13 protein-coding genes are annotated in these 17,042 nt (G+C 68.5%); 7 read left to right on the top strand and 6 right to left on the bottom strand.

All coding sequences use genetic code 11. The features are described from left to right. Positions 1 to 142: 142 nt before the first annotated feature. From DFS13_RS34925 to DFS13_RS34915, 3 genes are all read right to left on the bottom strand, one after another. Positions 143 to 1,417 (bottom strand): cell division protein ZipA C-terminal FtsZ-binding domain-containing protein, encoded by a 1,275-nt coding sequence (locus DFS13_RS34925; protein WP_006498677.1) that lies wholly within the window; start codon positions 1,415 to 1,417, stop codon positions 143 to 145. A gap of 85 nt (positions 1,418 to 1,502) precedes the next feature. Further along, the gene (gene smc / locus DFS13_RS34920; protein WP_006488233.1) at positions 1,503 to 5,015 is read right to left on the bottom strand and encodes a chromosome segregation protein SMC; all 3,513 of its coding nucleotides are present in this window, start codon (positions 5,013 to 5,015) and stop codon (positions 1,503 to 1,505) included. 138 nt (positions 5,016 to 5,153) lie between these two features. Then, complete coding sequence (locus DFS13_RS34915) at positions 5,154 to 6,095, bottom strand: DMT family transporter (protein ID WP_006488241.1); 942 nt, start codon at positions 6,093 to 6,095, stop codon at positions 5,154 to 5,156. Positions 6,096 to 6,254: 159 nt separating this feature from the next. Here DFS13_RS34915 and dapC point away from each other — a divergent pair, with 159 nt between their 5' ends. From dapC to cls, 6 genes are all read left to right on the top strand, one after another. After that, positions 6,255 to 7,487, top strand: coding sequence for a succinyldiaminopimelate transaminase (gene dapC, locus DFS13_RS34910; RefSeq protein WP_006488235.1), 1,233 nt, complete (start codon positions 6,255 to 6,257; stop codon positions 7,485 to 7,487). A 45-nt stretch (positions 7,488 to 7,532) separates the two neighbouring features. After that, the gene (gene dapD / locus DFS13_RS34905) at positions 7,533 to 8,360 is read left to right on the top strand and encodes a 2,3,4,5-tetrahydropyridine-2,6-dicarboxylate N-succinyltransferase (protein WP_006478479.1); all 828 of its coding nucleotides are present in this window, start codon (positions 7,533 to 7,535) and stop codon (positions 8,358 to 8,360) included. After that, positions 8,360 to 8,728, top strand: coding sequence for an ArsC family reductase (locus tag DFS13_RS34900; protein WP_006478478.1), 369 nt, complete (start codon positions 8,360 to 8,362; stop codon positions 8,726 to 8,728). The genes dapD and DFS13_RS34900 overlap by 1 nt, the downstream gene beginning before the upstream one ends. An 83-nt stretch (positions 8,729 to 8,811) precedes the next feature. Next, the gene (gene dapE / locus DFS13_RS34895) at positions 8,812 to 9,951 is read left to right on the top strand and encodes a succinyl-diaminopimelate desuccinylase (RefSeq protein WP_111442728.1); all 1,140 of its coding nucleotides are present in this window, start codon (positions 8,812 to 8,814) and stop codon (positions 9,949 to 9,951) included. Between the two features lie 11 nt (positions 9,952 to 9,962). After that, positions 9,963 to 10,871 (top strand): 50S ribosomal protein L3 N(5)-glutamine methyltransferase, encoded by a 909-nt coding sequence (gene prmB / locus DFS13_RS34890; RefSeq protein WP_006488226.1) that lies wholly within the window; start codon positions 9,963 to 9,965, stop codon positions 10,869 to 10,871. Between the two features lie 132 nt (positions 10,872 to 11,003). Beyond that, positions 11,004 to 12,443, top strand: a complete 1,440-nt coding sequence (gene cls / locus DFS13_RS34885; RefSeq protein ID WP_034201582.1) for a cardiolipin synthase — start codon at positions 11,004 to 11,006, stop codon at positions 12,441 to 12,443. A gap of 61 nt (positions 12,444 to 12,504) precedes the next feature. Here cls and DFS13_RS34880 read toward each other — a convergent pair whose 3' ends face one another. Then, positions 12,505 to 12,984, bottom strand: coding sequence for a glutathione peroxidase (locus DFS13_RS34880; RefSeq protein WP_006498673.1), 480 nt, complete (start codon positions 12,982 to 12,984; stop codon positions 12,505 to 12,507). 136 nt (positions 12,985 to 13,120) lie between these two features. On the opposite strand from DFS13_RS34880, the gene DFS13_RS34875 reads away from it, so the two are divergent. Continuing rightward, positions 13,121 to 15,052, top strand: a complete 1,932-nt coding sequence (locus tag DFS13_RS34875) for an ATP-binding cassette domain-containing protein (RefSeq protein ID WP_062911356.1) — start codon at positions 13,121 to 13,123, stop codon at positions 15,050 to 15,052. Positions 15,053 to 15,242: 190 nt separating this feature from the next. On the opposite strand, the gene DFS13_RS34870 is transcribed toward DFS13_RS34875, so the two are convergent. Together DFS13_RS34870 and radA are read right to left on the bottom strand one after the other, a co-directional pair. Then, positions 15,243 to 15,509 carry a DUF2866 domain-containing protein gene (locus DFS13_RS34870; protein WP_006488228.1) on the bottom strand — a complete coding sequence of 89 codons (267 nt, stop codon included), beginning with the start codon at positions 15,507 to 15,509 and terminating at the stop codon, positions 15,243 to 15,245. 149 nt (positions 15,510 to 15,658) lie between these two features. Continuing rightward, entirely contained in the window at positions 15,659 to 17,035 is a 1,377-nt protein-coding gene (gene radA / locus DFS13_RS34865; protein WP_006488230.1) for a DNA repair protein RadA, read from the bottom strand. Positions 17,036 to 17,042 lie beyond the last annotated feature (7 nt).

Below are 17,042 nucleotides of genomic sequence, written 5' to 3'. Positions count from 1 at the left end.
AAAATCGGATGCCCGATTATCTCAGTTTGACGCCTCAGCGGGGCACGCAATGCGGGCCGGATGACGTGCTGCAGCGCACATGAAACGTGCTCGCCGCAGCGACGAACGACGGTGTCGAATACCGCCGTCCGCGCCCGGCGCGTTACTGGCTGAAGAGGCGGCGCGTGACCGGCGAACCGGCCGGGATGCCCGCTTCCTCGAGCTTCGCGTACAGCTTCATCAGTTGCTGCTCGATCGCGAGCAGCGTCGACTCCGGCAGCGGCCGGCGCGAGTCGTCGACGACGCGTGCGCCGATCCGCTCGGACAGCGACTTCGCGTAATCGCACATCAGCCGGAACGGCAGGATGTCCTCTTCGGCCACCGGCACGTCGAGCACCAGCGTGATCATGTTGCCGCCCTTGTACGTCAGGTCGTCGCGCAGGAAGTTCGTATCGCCGAACTGCAGCATGAACACCGGGTTCTGCTTCGCGTCGAGCTTCACGAAGCGCGTGCCGTCGCGCGACAGCAGCAGCCCGTCCTGCGACGCGACCGCCTGCACGTAGTTCGCGGACCACGGCGCACCGTCCGACATCACGTTGATCGACAGTTGCGCGTCGCACTGCGCGGCAAACGCGTCGAGCTCGCGCGCCATCGCGACCGTTTCCATCATGTCCGGGAATTCCGGCGCGCCGTCGATCGCGTCGGCGAACTGCTGGACGCCCGTCACGAATTCGGAGAATTCGAGCTCGTTCAGTGCGCCGCTGCGGTTCGCAAGCTGCGCGGCCGCGCGCAGCTCTTCGTAGCGCACGCCGTTCTGCAGCAGCTCCCACTGGCCGCCTTCCGGCTTGCCTTCGATGTGCACGGGCTTGCTGCCCGCGCGGCGCAGCCGCTGCGCGACCGGCAGGATCTTGTCGCCCGGCAGCGGGCCGGTGAGGCGGATCGGCACGATGCAGTCGATCCGGCGATCGACGATCGCGGGCGGCGCCGACGAGACCGTCGTCGCGGCCGGCATCACCGGTTCGGTCGGCTCGGCCGGTTCGGCCGCCGCGTCATGCGTGGCGGCGGGCACGGCCTCTTCGCCGGCAGCCGGTTCGCTCGATTCGGCCGACGTGTCGACGCCCGTCGCCTCGGCCTGCAGGTCGGCCGGCGTATCGGCCGGCGCGGCCCCGCCGAACGTCGGCTCGACGCGCGCGGTTTCGGCCGCCGCCGTCGCCGCCGCGACCGGCGCCGCGGGCTCGCGGCGCACCGGCTGACGCACCGGCTCGATGAACGGCAACTCTTCGTCGCGCTCGGGGCGGTTCATCGCCTCGGCCGCTTCTTCCGGCATCGGGCGCGGCATCCTGCGGCGCACTTTCGCGCCCTGCCATGCGTTGTAGACCACGACGCCGCCCACCACGACGGCGCCCGCGCCGATCAAACCGAGTGTCAACTCGTCCATGCACGCTCCATCAGCAATTCTTTTTCGTCGGGACCGCGAACGGGCGCCCATGCGCCGCGCGAACGCGGTCTGGTTTCGTCAAACGTCAATTCTGGGCAAAACCCGCGGCGGTTTCCATGTCCACCGCAACGATCCGCGACACGCCCTGTTCCTGCATCGTCACGCCGATCAGTTGCTGCGCCATTTCCATCGCGATCTTGTTGTGCGAGATGAACAGGAACTGCGTCTTGTCGGACATCGCGCGCACGAGATTCGCGAACCGCTCGGTGTTCGCGTCGTCGAGCGGCGCGTCGACCTCGTCGAGCAGACAGAACGGCGCCGGGTTCAGCTGGAACATCGCGAACACCAGCGCGGTCGCGGTCAGCGCCTTTTCGCCGCCCGACAGCAGGTGAATCGTCGCGTTCTTCTTGCCGGGCGGCTGCGCCATCACCTGCACGCCGGCATCGAGAATCTCGTCGCCCGTCATGATCAGCTTCGCCTGGCCGCCGCCGAACAGGCGCGGGAACAGGTCGCTGAAATGACGATTGACCTCGTCGAAGGTACCCTGCAGCAGCGTGCGGGTTTCCTGGTCGATCTTGTGGATCGCATCCTCGAGCGTCGTGATCGCGTCGATCAGGTCGGCCGATTGCGCGTCGAGGAACACCTTGCGCTCGCTCGCGGCCTTCAGCTCGTCGAGCGCGGCCATGTTCACCGGGCCGAGCGCGTTGATCGCGTTGTTCAGGCGCGTGACTTCGCCCTGCAGGTACGACGGCTTCAGATCCGGCGTGAGCTTCGCGGCCAGCGCGGCCTCGTCGACCTCGGCGGTCGCGAGCTGCTCGGCGAACTGCTCGACGGACAGACGCGCGGCCTGCTCCTTCAGTTGCAGCTCGGTGATGCGGTCGCGCAGCGGCTGCAGCGAACGCTCGGCGACGAGCCGCTGCTCGTCCGACGCGCGCAGCTTCGCGGTCAGGTCGTCGAGCTCGATCCGCGCGGCCTGCAGCGCCTCTTCCTTCACCGCGCGAATCTCGAGCGCGTCCTGCAGGCCGGTGTGCGCGGTCTGCTCGTTGATCGTCTCGAGTTCGGCGCGCGCGTCTTCCAGCGACGCGGCGACGCGCTCGCTCTGTTCGTGCGCCACCTGGATCGTGCGCTTGAGCTCGTCGATCCGGGTCACCGCATTGCGGGCGGCGAAGCGCGCGTCGTTCGCGCCGCGCTCCAGGTCGCGCGCTTCCTGACGCGCCTGCGTCAGCGATTCGTCGAGCGACTCGAACGCGAGCTGGTTGTCCTCGAAACGCGCCTGCAGTTCGGCGAGCTCGCCGTCGAAGCGCTCGAAATTCGCTTCCGACTCCGCGCGCAGCGCACGCTGCTCTTCGATCTGCGCGCCGATTTCCTCGAGCTCCTCGCGGATCTGCGTGCTGCGCTGCGTATAGCGTTCATGCGCCTGCGCGAGCTTCAGCACGTCCATCTGCAGCGCATGCACGCGCTGCGTCGCCCGTTCGGCCTGGGCCCGGACGTCGCCGAGCGCCTGCGTGGCCTGCGTGTGCGCGGCTTCCGCCCGCACGGCGGCCGTGCGCGCCTCGTCGGCGAGCAGCGCCTGCGCCCGCACCTGGCGCGCCAGGTTCTCGATTTCCTGCTGGCGGGCCAGCATCCCGGCCTGCTCCGAATCGGCGGCGTACAGCTGCACGCCGACACGCGTGACGATATGGCCGGCCTTGACGACGAACGCGCCGCCTGCCGGCAGCTGCGTGCGCGTCGCGAGCGCCTGCGCGACGTCGTCGGCGACATAGACGTTGCCGAGCCAGTCGTTCAGCACCGCGCGGATGCCCGCGTCGTCGATGCGCACGAGCGACAGCACCGGCCGCAGCCCGGCCACCGCGGCAGGCGGCTCACCGGCCGCGGGCGGCGCGTAGAACGCGAGCTTCGCGGGCGGCGCATCGCTCGCGAAGGCCTTCACCCAGTCGAGATTCGATACTTCGAGCGCGGCGAGACGCTCGCGCAGCACGGCCTCGAGCGCCGCTTCCCAGCCGGCCTCGACGTGCAGCTTCTTCCACAGACGCGGCAGCGCGCCGAGCTCGTGCTTGTCGAGCCACGGCTGCACCTTGCCTTCGGTCTGCACGTTCTCCTGCAGTTGCTTCAGCGCGGCGAGGCGCGCTTCGAGCTGGTGGATCTGCGCGGCCTCGGCCTGCACACGCTCCTGCGCGGCGCGGCGTTCACCGTCGAGGCGCGGCACCGTTTCCTGCGCGTCCGCCAGGCGTGCCTGCGCTTCCGCGAGGATCTCTTCCTGTTCGGCCAGCTGCATGCGCAGCTCTTCGAGTTGCGTCTCGTCCGGCGCGTCGAGCCCGCCCGCTTCGCTCTTCAGGCGCTCGTGGCGCTGCTGGAGCTGCTGGAGCTGCTGGTCGGCGTTGCGCTGGTGCGCGGCTTCGAGCTTCAGCGACTGCTCGGTCTGCGCGATCCGCGCGCGCTCGTCGTTGAGCTGCGCCTGCGCGTCGCGCCACTTCGCTTCGAGCGCCGGCAGCGCATCGTGCTTCGCGGCCGCGTTGTCCTCGGCGAGCGCGGCCTTTTCGTCGGCCATCGCGCGCGCCTCTTCGGCTTCCTCGAGCTCGTCCTGCGACTTCTCGGCCTGCGCGCGCCACTGCTCGCGCTGCGCGTTGAGCGCGGCGATCTGCGCCTGCACGCGGTTGCGCGATTCGACGATGAACTTGATCTCGGCTTCGAGGCGGCTCACCTCGGCATTCGCCTCGTAGAGCGCACCCTGCGCGCCCTGCATCGCGTCGCTCGCCGAGTAATGCGCGACGCGCAGCGTCTCGAGCTGCGCCTCGACTTCGCGCAGCTTCGCCGTCTGCGCCTCGAGGTCGATCTGCGCCTGTTCGATCGCGCGCTGCTGCTTCTGCTGCTCGCCGGCCGCCTCGTTCTTGCGCAGCAGCCACAAGAGGCGCTGCTTCTCCTCGCCGTCGGCGACGAGTTCCTTGTACTTGGTCGCGACCACCGCCTGCGCCTCGAGCTTCTCGAGGTTCGCGCCGAGTTCGCGCACGATGTCCTCGACGCGCGTCAGGTTCTCGCGCGTGTCGTGCAGGCGGTTCTCCGTTTCGCGGCGGCGTTCCTTGTACTTCGACACGCCGGCGGCCTCCTCGAGGAACACGCGCAGCTCTTCGGGCTTCGCCTCGATGATCCGCGCGATCATGCCCTGCCCGATGATCGCGTACGCACGCGGGCCGAGGCCGGTGCCGAGGAAGATGTCCTGGATGTCGCGACGGCGCGCCGGCAGGTTGTTGATGTAGTAGCTCGACGTGCCGTCGCGCGTCAGCACGCGCTTGACGGCGATCTCGCCGTACTGGCCCCACTGCCCGGCCGCGCGGCCGTCGGAGTTGTCGAAGATCAGTTCGACGCTGGCCCGGCTGCCGGGCTTGCGGGCGGTCGAACCGTTGAAGATCACGTCCTGCATCGATTCGCCGCGCAGCTCGGACGCGCGCGACTCGCCGAGCACCCAGCGCACGGCATCGATGATGTTGGACTTGCCGCATCCGTTCGGGCCGACCACGCCGACGAGCTGGCCCGGAACCTGGAAATGCGTGGGATCGACGAAGGATTTGAAGCCAGCGAGTTTGATCGAGCTCAGACGCACGGCGGTATCGGATGTGAAGAAGGTGTGAAACGGACGGGGCCGCACGGCGCGGGGCCGGAGAGCCCCTGCGCGCCACGCGCCCCGGAATTCAAAAACGGGGCCGCGCGCATCCCGCGTTGGCCCCGCAAACGGCTTCCATCATACCATCGCGCGTGCGCCGTCCCGACCGTCGCCGGGTTTGCCCGGTGCCGGCGCGGCACGATGGACCCGGCTCGACAGCAGCGTCGCCAGCACGATGCACGCGCCGCCCGCCCACTCGCGCGCGGTCGGCAACTCGTTCGCGAACACCCACGCCGACAGCGCGGTGATCACGATCTCGAACAGCATGATGATCGACGCGCGGTTCGCCGGCACGCGCGCGAGGCCGTACTGGACGAGCAGGTTGTTCGACGCCATCGTCACGCCGATCGCGGCGATGATCAGCGCGGCCACGCCGAGCTGGCCGCTCGCCGGCACGGCCGGCAGCCCTTCGAACAGCGACGCGATCGCGCCGAACACCGCCGCGCCGCCGAACAGCGTCGCGGTGCGCATTTCCGCGCGCATCTCGGGCAGCTCGCGGCTCGCCTTGATCACGAGCACGTTGCTCATCGCGAAGCTCAGCCCGGCGGCGAGACCGGCCCATTCGGCCGGGTTGGCCGGCAGCGGCAAGCCGAGCTTCGGCGACCACAGCATCAGCATCGCGCCGCCGATCGACAGCGCCGCCAGCCCCGCGCCGGCCCAGGTCAGCCGTTCGCGCAGCAGGAAGTGCGCGTAGATCGCGGTCCAGGCCGGGGTCAGGTAGAACAGCAGCATCACCCGCAGCACCTCGCCGTGGATCGTGCCCCATACGAACCCGAGGTTCGTCACGCCGGCCGTCACCGCGATGCCCGGCAGCACCCAGTGCCAGCGCAGCGTCGCGATCGTGCGGTGGCGCGCGACGATCACGAACAGGAACGCGACGAGGCTCGTCAGCGCGCTCGCCAGCGTGCCCGTCACGCCGAGCGACGCGAGGATCCGCAGCGGATACCAGATCAGGCCCCATACCGACGCGCCGATCAGGATGGCCAGCGTCGGCAGACTGCCGCGTACCGCGTTGTTCATTTGGTTCGATACCCTTTATTCGACCGGCCCGGCCGCCGTTCCGGCAGGCCGTGACCGCATTCCGTCACGCTATAATCGTCCGCTGCGACCCGCGCGCCCGACGCGCCCGTTCGCAGCCGCGCGGCGCGCCCGCCGCTTCTTTCGCTCCAACCGGCCGCGATGGCCGCTTCGCCCGTGAACCCTCGACTCGACTCGCTCCAGCCCTATCCCTTCGAAAAGCTGCGCGCCCTGTTCAAGGACGTGACGCCTTCCGGCGACCTCAAACCGATCAGCTTCGGCATCGGCGAGCCCAAACACGCGACGCCGGCGCTGATCCGCGACGCCGTGGTGGCCGCGCTCGACGGCCTCGCGTCGTACCCGGCCACCGCCGGCTCGGACGCGCTGCGCACGTCGATCGCGCACTGGCTCGAGCGCCGCTACGGGCTGCCGGCGGTCGATCCGGCCACGCAGGTGCTGCCGGTGTCGGGCTCCCGCGAGGCGCTGTTCTCGCTCGCGCAGACGGTGATCGACGCGCGCCCGGCCGCGGACGGCAAGAAGGCGATCGTACTCTGTCCGAATCCTTTCTATCAAATTTACGAAGGCGCGGCGCTGCTGGCCGGCGCCGAACCCTATTTCGCGAACAGCGACCCGGCCCGCAACTTCGCGTGCGACTACGCGGCCGTGCCCGATGAAGTCTGGGCGCGCACGCAGCTGCTGTACGTGTGCTCGCCCGGCAACCCGACGGGCGCCGTGCTGACGCTCGACGACTGGCGCGAGCTGTTCGCGCTGTCCGACCGCCACGGTTTCGTGATCGCGTCCGACGAGTGCTATTCGGAAATCTATTTCGATGAAGCGGCGCCGCCGCTCGGCGGCCTCGAGGCCGCGCACCGCCTCGGCCGCGGCTTCGAGCGGCTCGTGATGCTGTCGAGCCTGTCGAAGCGCTCGAACGTGCCGGGCATGCGTTCGGGCTTCGTCGCCGGCGACGCCGCGCTGCTGAAGCAATTCCTGCTGTACCGCACGTACCACGGCGCCGCGCTGTCGCCCGTCTGGCAGCACGCGAGCATCGCCGCGTGGAACGACGAGGCGCACGTGCGCGAGAACCGCGCGCTGTACCTGCAGAAATTCAATACGGTCACACCGATGCTCGCCGACGTAATCGACGTGAAGCTGCCCGACGCCGCGTTCTACCTGTGGGCCAACGTGTCGCGCACCGGCCTGTCGGACACCGAGTTCGCCCGCCGCCTGTACGCCGACTATAATGTGACGGTTCTGCCCGGCTCGTACCTGGCGCGCGATGCGCACGGCACGAACCCGGGCCGCGATTTCATCCGGATCGCGCTCGTCGCGGGCACCCCCGAATGCGTCGAGGGCGCGCAACGCATCGTCGATTTCTGCCGCGCTCTCGCGCGGTAAGACGTCCATCCCGATCAATTCCATCCATCTCCTGCGAAAACGAACATGTCGCAACAACTTCAGCAAATCATCGATACCGCCTGGGAAAACCGCGCCGAGCTGTCGCCGAAGGCCGCGCCCGCCGACGTCCGCGAAGCCGTCGCTCACGCGATCGAGCAACTCGACAAGGGTGCACTGCGCGTCGCCGAGAAAATCGACGGCAACTGGACGGTCCACCAGTGGCTGAAGAAGGCCGTGCTGCTGTCGTTCCGCCTGGAGGACAACGCGCCGATGCCGGCCGGCGGCTACTCGCAGTTCTACGACAAGGTGCCGTCGAAGTTCGCGAACTACACGGCCGAAGACTTCGCCGCGGGCGGCTTCCGCGTCGTCCCGCCGGCCATCGCGCGCCGCGGCTCGTTCATCGCGAAGAACGTCGTGCTGATGCCGTCGTACACCAACATCGGCGCGTACGTCGACGAAGGCACGATGGTCGACACGTGGGCCACGGTCGGTTCGTGCGCGCAGATCGGCAAGAACGTGCACCTGTCGGGCGGCGTCGGCATCGGCGGCGTGCTCGAGCCGCTGCAGGCGAACCCGGTCATCATCGAGGACAACTGCTTCATCGGCGCGCGCTCGGAAGTCGTCGAAGGCGTGATCGTCGAGGAAAACTCGGTGATCTCGATGGGCGTGTACCTCGGCCAGAGCACGAAGATCTACGATCGCGAGACGGGCGAAGTCAGCTACGGCCGCATCCCGGCCGGCTCGGTCGTCGTCGCCGGCAACCTGCCGTCGAAGGACGGCTCGCACAGCCTGTACTGCGCGGTGATCGTCAAGAAGGTCGACGCGAAGACGCGTGCGAAGGTCGGCCTGAACGAGCTGCTGCGAGGCGACTGATGGCGAAGCCGCACACCGTGGTCGTCTACGGCATTCCGAACTGCGACACCGTGAAGAAGGCCCGCGTGTGGCTCGACGATCACGGCGTCGAATTCGAGTTCCACGATTTCAAGAAGCTCGGCGTCAGCGCGCCGCTGATCGAAGACTGGCTGAAGGACGTGTCGCTCGACGCGCTCGTGAACAAGCGCGGCACCACGTGGCGCGGCCTGGACGACGCGATGAAGGCGGCTGCCGAAACGAAGACCGGCGCGGTCGCACTGATGATCCACAAGCCGTCGGTCATCAAGCGCCCCGTGCTCGTCGTCAACGGCCGCGTGAAATCGCTCGGCTTCGTGGCCGATCAATACGCGGCGCTGTTTGCCGCATAGGGTTGCCCGCGCTGCGCCCACGGGCGCCGCCCTGTCGCTGCCGGCCACCGCGCCGGCATTTTTTATCGAAAGTGGTCCGAACCATGTCCGCCACCCTAGCCCTTACCGAACAGCTGATCGCCCGCGCGTCCGTGACGCCCGACGACCAGCACTGCCAGCAGATCATGACCGAGCGCCTCGCCGCGCTCGGCTTCGAATGCGAGACCATCGCGTCGCACGGCGTGACCAACCTGTGGGCCGTCAAGCGCGGCACCAATGGCCGCGACGGCAAGCTGCTCGCGTTCGCGGGCCACACCGACGTCGTGCCGACCGGCCCGCTCGAACAGTGGACCTCGCCGCCGTTCATCCCCGCCCATCGCGACGGCAAGCTGTACGGCCGCGGCGCGGCCGACATGAAGACGTCGCTCGCGGCGTTCGTCGTCGCGTCCGAGGAATTCGTCGCGGCCCATCCCGACCATCGCGGCGCGATCGCGTTCCTGATCACGAGCGACGAGGAAGGCCCGGCCACCGACGGCACCGTGAAGGTCGTCGAACTGCTGCAGGCACGCGGCGAACGCCTCGACTACTGCATCGTCGGCGAGCCGACGTCGACCACCGAGCTCGGCGACGTCGTCAAGAACGGCCGCCGCGGGTCGATGTCCGGCGAACTGGTCGTCAAGGGCGTGCAGGGCCACATCGCGTATCCGCACCTCGCGAAGAACCCGATCCACCTGCTCGCGCCGGCGCTCGCCGAGCTCGCCGCCGAGCAATGGGACGCCGGCAACGAATACTTCCCGCCGACCACCTGGCAGGTGTCGAACCTGCACGCCGGCACCGGCGCGACCAACGTGATCCCCGGCCACGCCGACCTGCTGTTCAACTTCCGCTTCTCGACCGCGAGCACCGTCGAAGGCCTGCAGGCCCGCGTGCACGCGATCCTCGACAAGCACGGCCTCGAATACACGCTGAAGTGGTCGGTGAGCGGCCTGCCGTTCCTCACGCCGCGCGGCGAACTGTCGGGCGCGCTGGAACACGCGATCCGCACCGAAACCGGCATCACGACCGAGCTGTCGACGACGGGCGGTACGTCGGACGGCCGCTTCATCGCGCGCATCTGCCCGCAGGTGATCGAATTCGGCCCGCCGAACGGCAGCATCCACAAGATCGACGAGCACATCGAGGTGCGCTTCGTCGACCCGCTGAAGAACGTGTACCGACGCGTGCTCGAACAACTGATCGCCTGACGGAGCCTCGCATGACGACACCTTTTGCCACAGTCCGCGACCTGCTGCGCTACGCGGTCACGCGCTTCTCGAAAGCGAAGCTCGCGTTCGGCCACGGTTCCGACAACGCGTACGACGAAGCGGCCTACCTCGTGCTGCATACGCTCGATTTGCCGCTCGACACGCTCGAGCCGTTCCTCGACGCGCGCCTGTTGCCCGACGAAATCGCGGCCGTGCTCGCGGTGATCGAACGACGCGCGACCGACCGCGTGCCGGCCGCGTACCTCACGCATGAAGCGTGGATGCACGGCCACCGCTTCTATGTCGACGAACGCGTGATCGTGCCGCGCTCGTTCATCGGTGAACTGCTCGACGACGGACTGCAACCGTATGTCGCCGACCCCGAGCAGGTCGGCGCGGTGCTCGAACTGTGCACCGGCTCCGGCTGCCTCGCGATCCTCGCGGCGAGCGCGTTCCCGAACGCCGAGATCGACGCGGTCGACCTGTCGGACAAGGCGCTCGAAGTCGCGGCGATCAACGTGCGCGACTACGGCCTCGAAGATCGCATCGGGCTGCACCGCGGCGACCTGTACGCACCGTTGCCCGCGTTCCGCACCGACCCCGACTCGCGCTACGACGTGATCCTGACGAACCCGCCGTACGTGAACGCCGCGTCGATGGCCGCGCTGCCGCCCGAATACCGGCACGAGCCGGAGATGGCGCTCGCCGGCGGCGACGACGGGATGGACATCGTGCGACGTATCGTCGCCGAAGCGCACCGCTGGCTGCATGACGACGGCGTGCTCGTCGTCGAGATCGGCAACGAGCGCGAGCACGTCGAAGCGGCATTCGGCGGCCTCGAGCTCACGTGGCTGCCCACCAGCGCGGGCGACGACGCCGTGTTCCTGATCCAGGCGTCGGACCTGCCGCGCAAGGCCTGAGCGTTCCCCGCCCGCCCGCCGTGCGGCGCACCACTGCGTTGCACGGTTGGGTAAGATGCGCGTAGGCGGCCGCCCGGCCGCACGACCTGCGGAATCCCCTCGGGAGTCCGCTCGGGAGTCCTTTGCGCGCCCATGACCCTCGACTGGCTACATCTCGGCACCCTGATCCTGACCGTCCACGTGCTCGGGATCGTCGCGGCGTGCCACGCAATCATGAACACGCGTACGTCGCAAGGCGCGATCGCGTGGGCCGTCTCGCTCACGGCCATGCCGTACCTGACGCTCGTCCCGTACCTGTTCCTCGGCCGCAGCAAATTCTCCGGCTACGTCGACGCCCGGCGCCACGAGCTGGAAATGTTGCGCACGCACACACCGCGCTCGCCGTGGCGCACCACCGACGCGACCGACGGGCCCGCCGCCGACGCACTCGGCCAAGCTGCCGTACTCGCGCTCACGCGGCTCGGCGGCATGCCGTTCCTCGGGGGCAATTCGGTGCGCACGCTCGTGAACGGCGACGCGACGTTCTCCGCCATCCTGTCGGCGATCGACGCCGCGCGCGACTACGTGCTCGTCCAGTTCTTCATCGTGCGCGACGATGCGCTCGGCCGGATGATGCGCGATGCGCTGCTTGCTCGCGCGGCGGCCGGCGTGCGCTGCTGCCTGCTGTACGACAGCATCGGCAGCTTCGACCTGCCGCACAGCTACGTCGACGCATTGCGCCGGGGCGGCGTCGAGGTCCATCCGTTCGCGACCAACCGGAAATTCGTCAACCGCTTCCAGCTGAACTTCCGCAACCATCGCAAGATCGTCGTCGTCGACGGCAATCGCGCGTTCGTCGGCGGCCACAACGTCGGTGTCGAATATCTCGGCGCGAAGCCGCGCCTGTCGCCATGGCGCGACACCCACATCGAGATACGCGGCCCCGTGGTGGCGAGCATCCAGTACGTGTTCGCCGAAGACTGGCACTGGGCGACGCAGAAGCTGCCGCCGATCGCGCTACCGCCGCCCGCGCAGCCCGGCGACGGCATGCACTGCCTCGCGGTGCCGATGGGGCCGGCCGACAAGCAGGAAACCGGCTCGCTGTTCTTCGTCGAATCGATCAATGCCGCCCGCGAGCGGGTCTGGATCACCACGCCGTACCTGGTTCCGGACGAAGCCGTGGTTTCCGCGCTGAAGCTCGCCGTGATGCGCGGCGTCGACGTGCGCATCCTGATCCCGAGCCGGCGCGATCACTACGTCGTGTTCGAGGCGTCGAAGCTCTACGCGCGCGACCTCGTCGATGCCGGCGTGAAGGTGTTCCGCTACCGGCCCGGCTTCCTGCACCAGAAAGTCGTGCTGATCGACCGCATCGCGGCGGCGATCGGCAGCGCGAATCTCGACAACCGCTCGTTCCGCCTCAATTTCGAGGTCATGGTCATGACCGTCGACCGCGCGTTCGCCCACGAAGTGGAGGCGATGCTCGATGCCGACTTCGCGCAGGCCTACGAGGTCGATGCGGACGAATACCGGCAGTCGCCCGCCTGGCGGCGCATCGCGATGCACGTCGCGCGGCTGTTCGCGCCGATCCTTTGACGGCCAGCGCGAGCCGCCCCCGCACGATCCGCACCGGCGCGGCGCACGCCGCCCCGCGCCGTCACAGCAGCTTGTCGATGTCCGCCGCGATTTCGTCGGGCTTGGTGGACGGCGCGTAGCGCTTGACGATCCGCCCTTCGCGGTCGATCAGGAATTTCGTGAAATTCCACTTGATCGCCTTGAGGCCGAGAATGCCGGGCGCCGCGTCGGTCAGGTAGCGATACAGCGGATGCGCATGGTCGCCCTTCACGTCGATCTTCGCGAACATCGGAAACGTGACGCCGTAGTTGCGTTCGCAGAACGCGCCGATCTGCGCGGCGTCCCCCGGCTCCTGCTTGCCGAACTGGTTGCACGGAAAGCCGAGCACGAAGAAACCGCGCGCCGCGTACTGGTCGTACAGCTTCTGCAGACCCGCGTACTGCGGCGTGAAACCGCACTCGCTCGCGGTATTGACGATCAGCAGCACCTTGCCGCGATACGCGTCGAGCGATACCGGCGCACCGGCGAGCGTCTCTGCGCTGAACGAATACAGGGTGGACATCGGGCACTCCTTTTACGAAACCGGATCGACGTGGAGTCTAGGCGAAATTGCGCCGTTGCGGCATCCGCCGGACGGCCGATGCCCGGCGCGACCGGCGCGCGGTCTAGAATAGCGGTTTTGGCCAGCCATTTCCGCCGTGATCCGTTTCAATCAGTTCAGCCTTGCGCGCGGCACGAAGCCGCTGTTCGAGTCGACCTCGTTCGTGCTCAATCCCGGCGAGAAAGCCGGCCTGATCGGCGCGAACGGCGCCGGCAAGTCGACGCTGTTTTCCGTCCTGCGCGGCGAGCTGCACTCGGACGCCGGCGATTTCTCGATGCCGCCGTCGTGGCGGATCGCCCACGTGTCGCAGGAAACGCCCGCGGTCGACCGCTCGGCGCTCGACTACACGCTCGACGGCGATACCGCGCTGCGCGAGATCGAGGCCCGCATCGCCGCCGCATCGGCCGCGCATGACGGCGCCGCCGAAGCCGACGCGCACGCGGCGTTCGCCGATGCCGACGGCTACACCGCGCCGGCCCGCGCCGAAGCGCTGCTGCTCGGCCTCGGCTTCACGCTCGCGCAGACGCGCGAATCCGTCGCGAGCTTCTCCGGCGGCTGGCGCATGCGGCTGAACCTCGCGCAGGCGCTGATGTGCCGCTCCGACCTGCTGCTGCTCGACGAACCGACGAACCACCTCGACCTCGACGCGATCGTCTGGCTCGAAGACTGGCTGCATCGCTACCCCGGCACGCTCGTCGTGATTTCACACGACCGCGAATTCCTCGATTCGATCTGCAACGTCACGCTGCATCTGGAAAACCGCCAGGTGAAGCGCTACGGCGGCAACTACTCGCAGTTCGAAGTGCTGCGCGCGCAGCAACTGGCGCTGCAGCAAAGCGCGTACGAAAAGCAGCAGAAGACGATCGAGCACCTGCAGAGCTTCGTCGACCGCTTCAAGGCCAAGGCGACCAAGGCCAAGCAGGCGCAAAGCCGGATGAAGGCGCTCGAGAAGATGGAGCTGATCGCGCCCGCGCACATCGCGTCGCCGTTCACGTTCGAATTCCGCACGCCCGATGCCGCGCCGAACCCGATGATGGTGATGGAAGACGTCCGCTGCGGCTACCATGCCGACGACGGAACGGACATCCCGATCGTCGAGCGCGTCGCGCTGTCGATCCAGAACGGCCAGCGCATCGGCCTGTTGGGCGCGAACGGCCAGGGCAAGTCGACGCTGATCAAGACGCTGGCCGGCACGCTCGCACCGCTGTCGGGGCACGTGCGCGACGGCAAGGGGCTGACGATCGGCTATTTCGCGCAGCACCAGCTCGAAACGCTGCGCGAGGACGACTCGCCGCTCGCGCATCTGGCGCGGCTCGCGCCCGACACGCGCGAGCAGGAATTGCGCGACTTCCTCGGCGGCTTCAATTTCTCGGGCGACATGGCGACCAGCCCGGTCGGGCCGTTCTCGGGCGGCGAAAAAGCCCGCCTCGCGCTGGCGCTGATCATCTGGCAGAAGCCGAACCTGCTGCTGCTCGACGAACCGACGAACCACCTCGACCTCGAAACGCGCCACGCGCTGACGATGGCGCTCGCGCAGTTCGAAGGCACGCTGATCCTCGTGTCGCACGATCGCCACCTGCTGCGCGCGACGACCGACCAGTTCATGCTGGTCGCGAAGCACCGGCTGCAGCCGTTCGACGGCGACCTCGACGACTACCGCGACTGGCTGCTGCAGCACGCGGCCGAGCAGCGCGCGGCCGCCAAGGCCGACAGCGCGGCCGCCGCGGGCGCCGATCCGGGCGTCAACCGCAAGGATCAGAAGCGCCAGGCGGCCGAGGAACGCCAGCGGCTGTCGCAGCTGAAGAAGCCGCTGCAGAACCGCATCACGAAGCTCGAAAAGGAAATGGAAACGCTGCACGCTCAGAAGGCGCGCCTCGATGCGTTCGTCGCCGATCCGGCCAGCTACGAGGCCGCGCGCAAGACGGAGCTGACCGAGGCGATTCGCAAGCTCGGCGAGGTCAACACCCGGCTCGAGACGGTCGAGGCGGACTGGCTCGCCGTGCAGGAAGAACTCGAGCAGATCGGCTGAGCGCGGCCGCCGGCGCGCCATCAGCCGATGATCGCTTCATCGGTGGTGCAGCGCGTCGGGACGTCACCGCCCCACGAATCCGCCGGGCCGCGCCGCATCCGGAAACGATGAGGCCGGGCGCGCTGGCCCGGCCTCGTTTTCATTGCGTTTGACGTAGTTGCCCGGCCCGTCGGCCGGCCGCGCGAGCCGCTCAGCGGCGCGGCAGCGTGTCGCGCGGCATCTGCTCGTCGTCGCCCATCAGGTGCCGGCGCCCTTTGATCGGCCGGCGGATCGCCGCGGCGACTTCCGCTTCCGTCACATCCTCGGATACGACCTTGCGCGCCAGGCGCCCTTCTTCGTCGATCCATTCGACGATCCGGCATCCGCCGCCCCACGGCTGGCGAATCGGCTCCGACACGCGGCAGCCGCGCAGGTTGTAAAGGCGTCCGCCAGGCGCTTCCCCGTACGATTTCAACATAGGTTCCCTTCGCATTGCGCGGTTCGACAATCCGGCAAAGGATAGGGAAAAGCGATGTCCGGCGGGTTACAGCAGCCTACATATTCTTTACAGCGAATTACGCGACAGATCGCCGGGCGATGTACGGTCCGCGCGCGGGCCCGCGCCGCTCATTCAAGATCGCGCACGCGGTCGATCGCCTGCTCGAGCCGCTCGACGGCCATCACGTTCAGCCCTTCGATCGGCTGTTTCGGCGCATTCGCCTTCGGAATCAGCGCGGACGTGAAGCCGAGCTTCGCCGCTTCGCGCAGCCGTTCCTGCCCGCGCGGGGACGGCCGGATCTCGCCCGCCAGCCCCACCTCGCCGAACACGATCAGCCCTTTCGGCAGCGCCTTGTTGCGCATCGACGAGTGAATCGCCAGCAGCACCGCGAGGTCGGCGGCCGGCTCGGTGATCTTCACGCCGCCCACCGCATTGAGGAACACATCCTGATCGAAGGCCGCGATGCCCGCGTGGCGGTGCAGCACCGCGAGCAGCATCGCGAGCCGGTTCTGTTCGAGGCCGACCGCGAGCCGGCGCGGGTTCGGCACGTGCGCGGTATCGACCAGCGCCTGGATTTCGACGAGCAGCGGGCGCGTGCCTTCCTGCGTGACGAGCACGCACGACCCGGGTACGACCTGCTCGTGCTGCGACAGGAACAGCGCGGACGGGTTGGCTACGCCGCGCAGCCCGCGCTCGGTCATCGCGAACACGCCGAGCTCGTTGACCGCGCCGAAGCGGTTCTTGAACGCGCGCACGAGCCGGAACGACGAGTGCGTGTCGCCTTCGAAGTACAGCACCGTGTCGACGATGTGCTCGAGCACGCGCGGGCCGGCCAGGTTGCCCTCCTTCGTCACGTGCCCGACCATGATGATCGCGGTGCCCGACTGTTTCGCGATGCGCGTGAGCTGCGCCGCGCATTCGCGCACCTGCGCGACCGAGCCGGGCGCCGACGTGAGCGCGTCCGAATAGACGGTCTGGATCGAGTCGATGACGGCCACGTCCGGCCGCTCCGTATCGATCGCGGCCTGGATCTTCTCGAGCTGGATCTCGGCGAGCAGCTTCAGTTCGGCAGCCGGCGCGCCGCCGTCGAGCAATGCGAGCCGTTGCGCGCGCAATGCGATCTGCGCGGCCGATTCCTCGCCACTGATATAGAGCGCGCGCCGCTCGCTCGCGATATCCGCGAGCGACTGCAGCAGCAGCGTCGACTTGCCGATGCCCGGATCGCCGCCGATCAGCACGACGCCGCCCGGCACCAGCCCGCCGCCCAGCACGCGGTCGAATTCGCCGATGCCGGTGGAGAAGCGCGGGACGTCGGCGGCCTCGATGTCGGCGAGCCGCTGCACCGGCGCCCGCTTCGCGAGCGACTGGAACCGATGGGCGGCCGGCGACTCGGCGACCGATTCGACGAGGGTGTTCCAGGCCTGGCACGACGGGCACTGCCCCTGCCACTTCGGGGTCTGTCCGCCGCACTCGCTGCAGACGTAAACGGTTTTCTGTTTGGCCACGCGCGAC

The organism is Burkholderia sp. 28_3 (assembly GCF_003253915.1).
Taxonomy (GTDB): Bacteria; Pseudomonadota; Gammaproteobacteria; order Burkholderiales; family Burkholderiaceae; genus Burkholderia; species Burkholderia cenocepacia.
This window is presented reverse-complemented; position numbering and strand designations above follow the sequence as displayed.

Coding starts and splice junctions, on each gene's coding strand:
- DFS13_RS34925 (WP_006498677.1), bottom strand. CDS start 1,417: ATGGACGAGTTGACACTCGGTTTGATCGGCGCGGGCGCCGTCGTGGTG.
- DFS13_RS34915 (WP_006488241.1), bottom strand. CDS start 6,095: ATGAACAACGCGGTACGCGGCAGTCTGCCGACGCTGGCCATCCTGATC.
- dapC (WP_006488235.1), top strand. CDS start 6,255: ATGGCCGCTTCGCCCGTGAACCCTCGACTCGACTCGCTCCAGCCCTAT.
- dapD (WP_006478479.1), top strand. CDS start 7,533: ATGTCGCAACAACTTCAGCAAATCATCGATACCGCCTGGGAAAACCGC.
- DFS13_RS34900 (WP_006478478.1), top strand. CDS start 8,360: ATGGCGAAGCCGCACACCGTGGTCGTCTACGGCATTCCGAACTGCGAC.
- dapE (WP_111442728.1), top strand. CDS start 8,812: ATGTCCGCCACCCTAGCCCTTACCGAACAGCTGATCGCCCGCGCGTCC.
- prmB (WP_006488226.1), top strand. CDS start 9,963: ATGACGACACCTTTTGCCACAGTCCGCGACCTGCTGCGCTACGCGGTC.
- cls (WP_034201582.1), top strand. CDS start 11,004: ATGACCCTCGACTGGCTACATCTCGGCACCCTGATCCTGACCGTCCAC.
- DFS13_RS34880 (WP_006498673.1), bottom strand. CDS start 12,984: ATGTCCACCCTGTATTCGTTCAGCGCAGAGACGCTCGCCGGTGCGCCG.
- DFS13_RS34870 (WP_006488228.1), bottom strand. CDS start 15,509: ATGTTGAAATCGTACGGGGAAGCGCCTGGCGGACGCCTTTACAACCTG.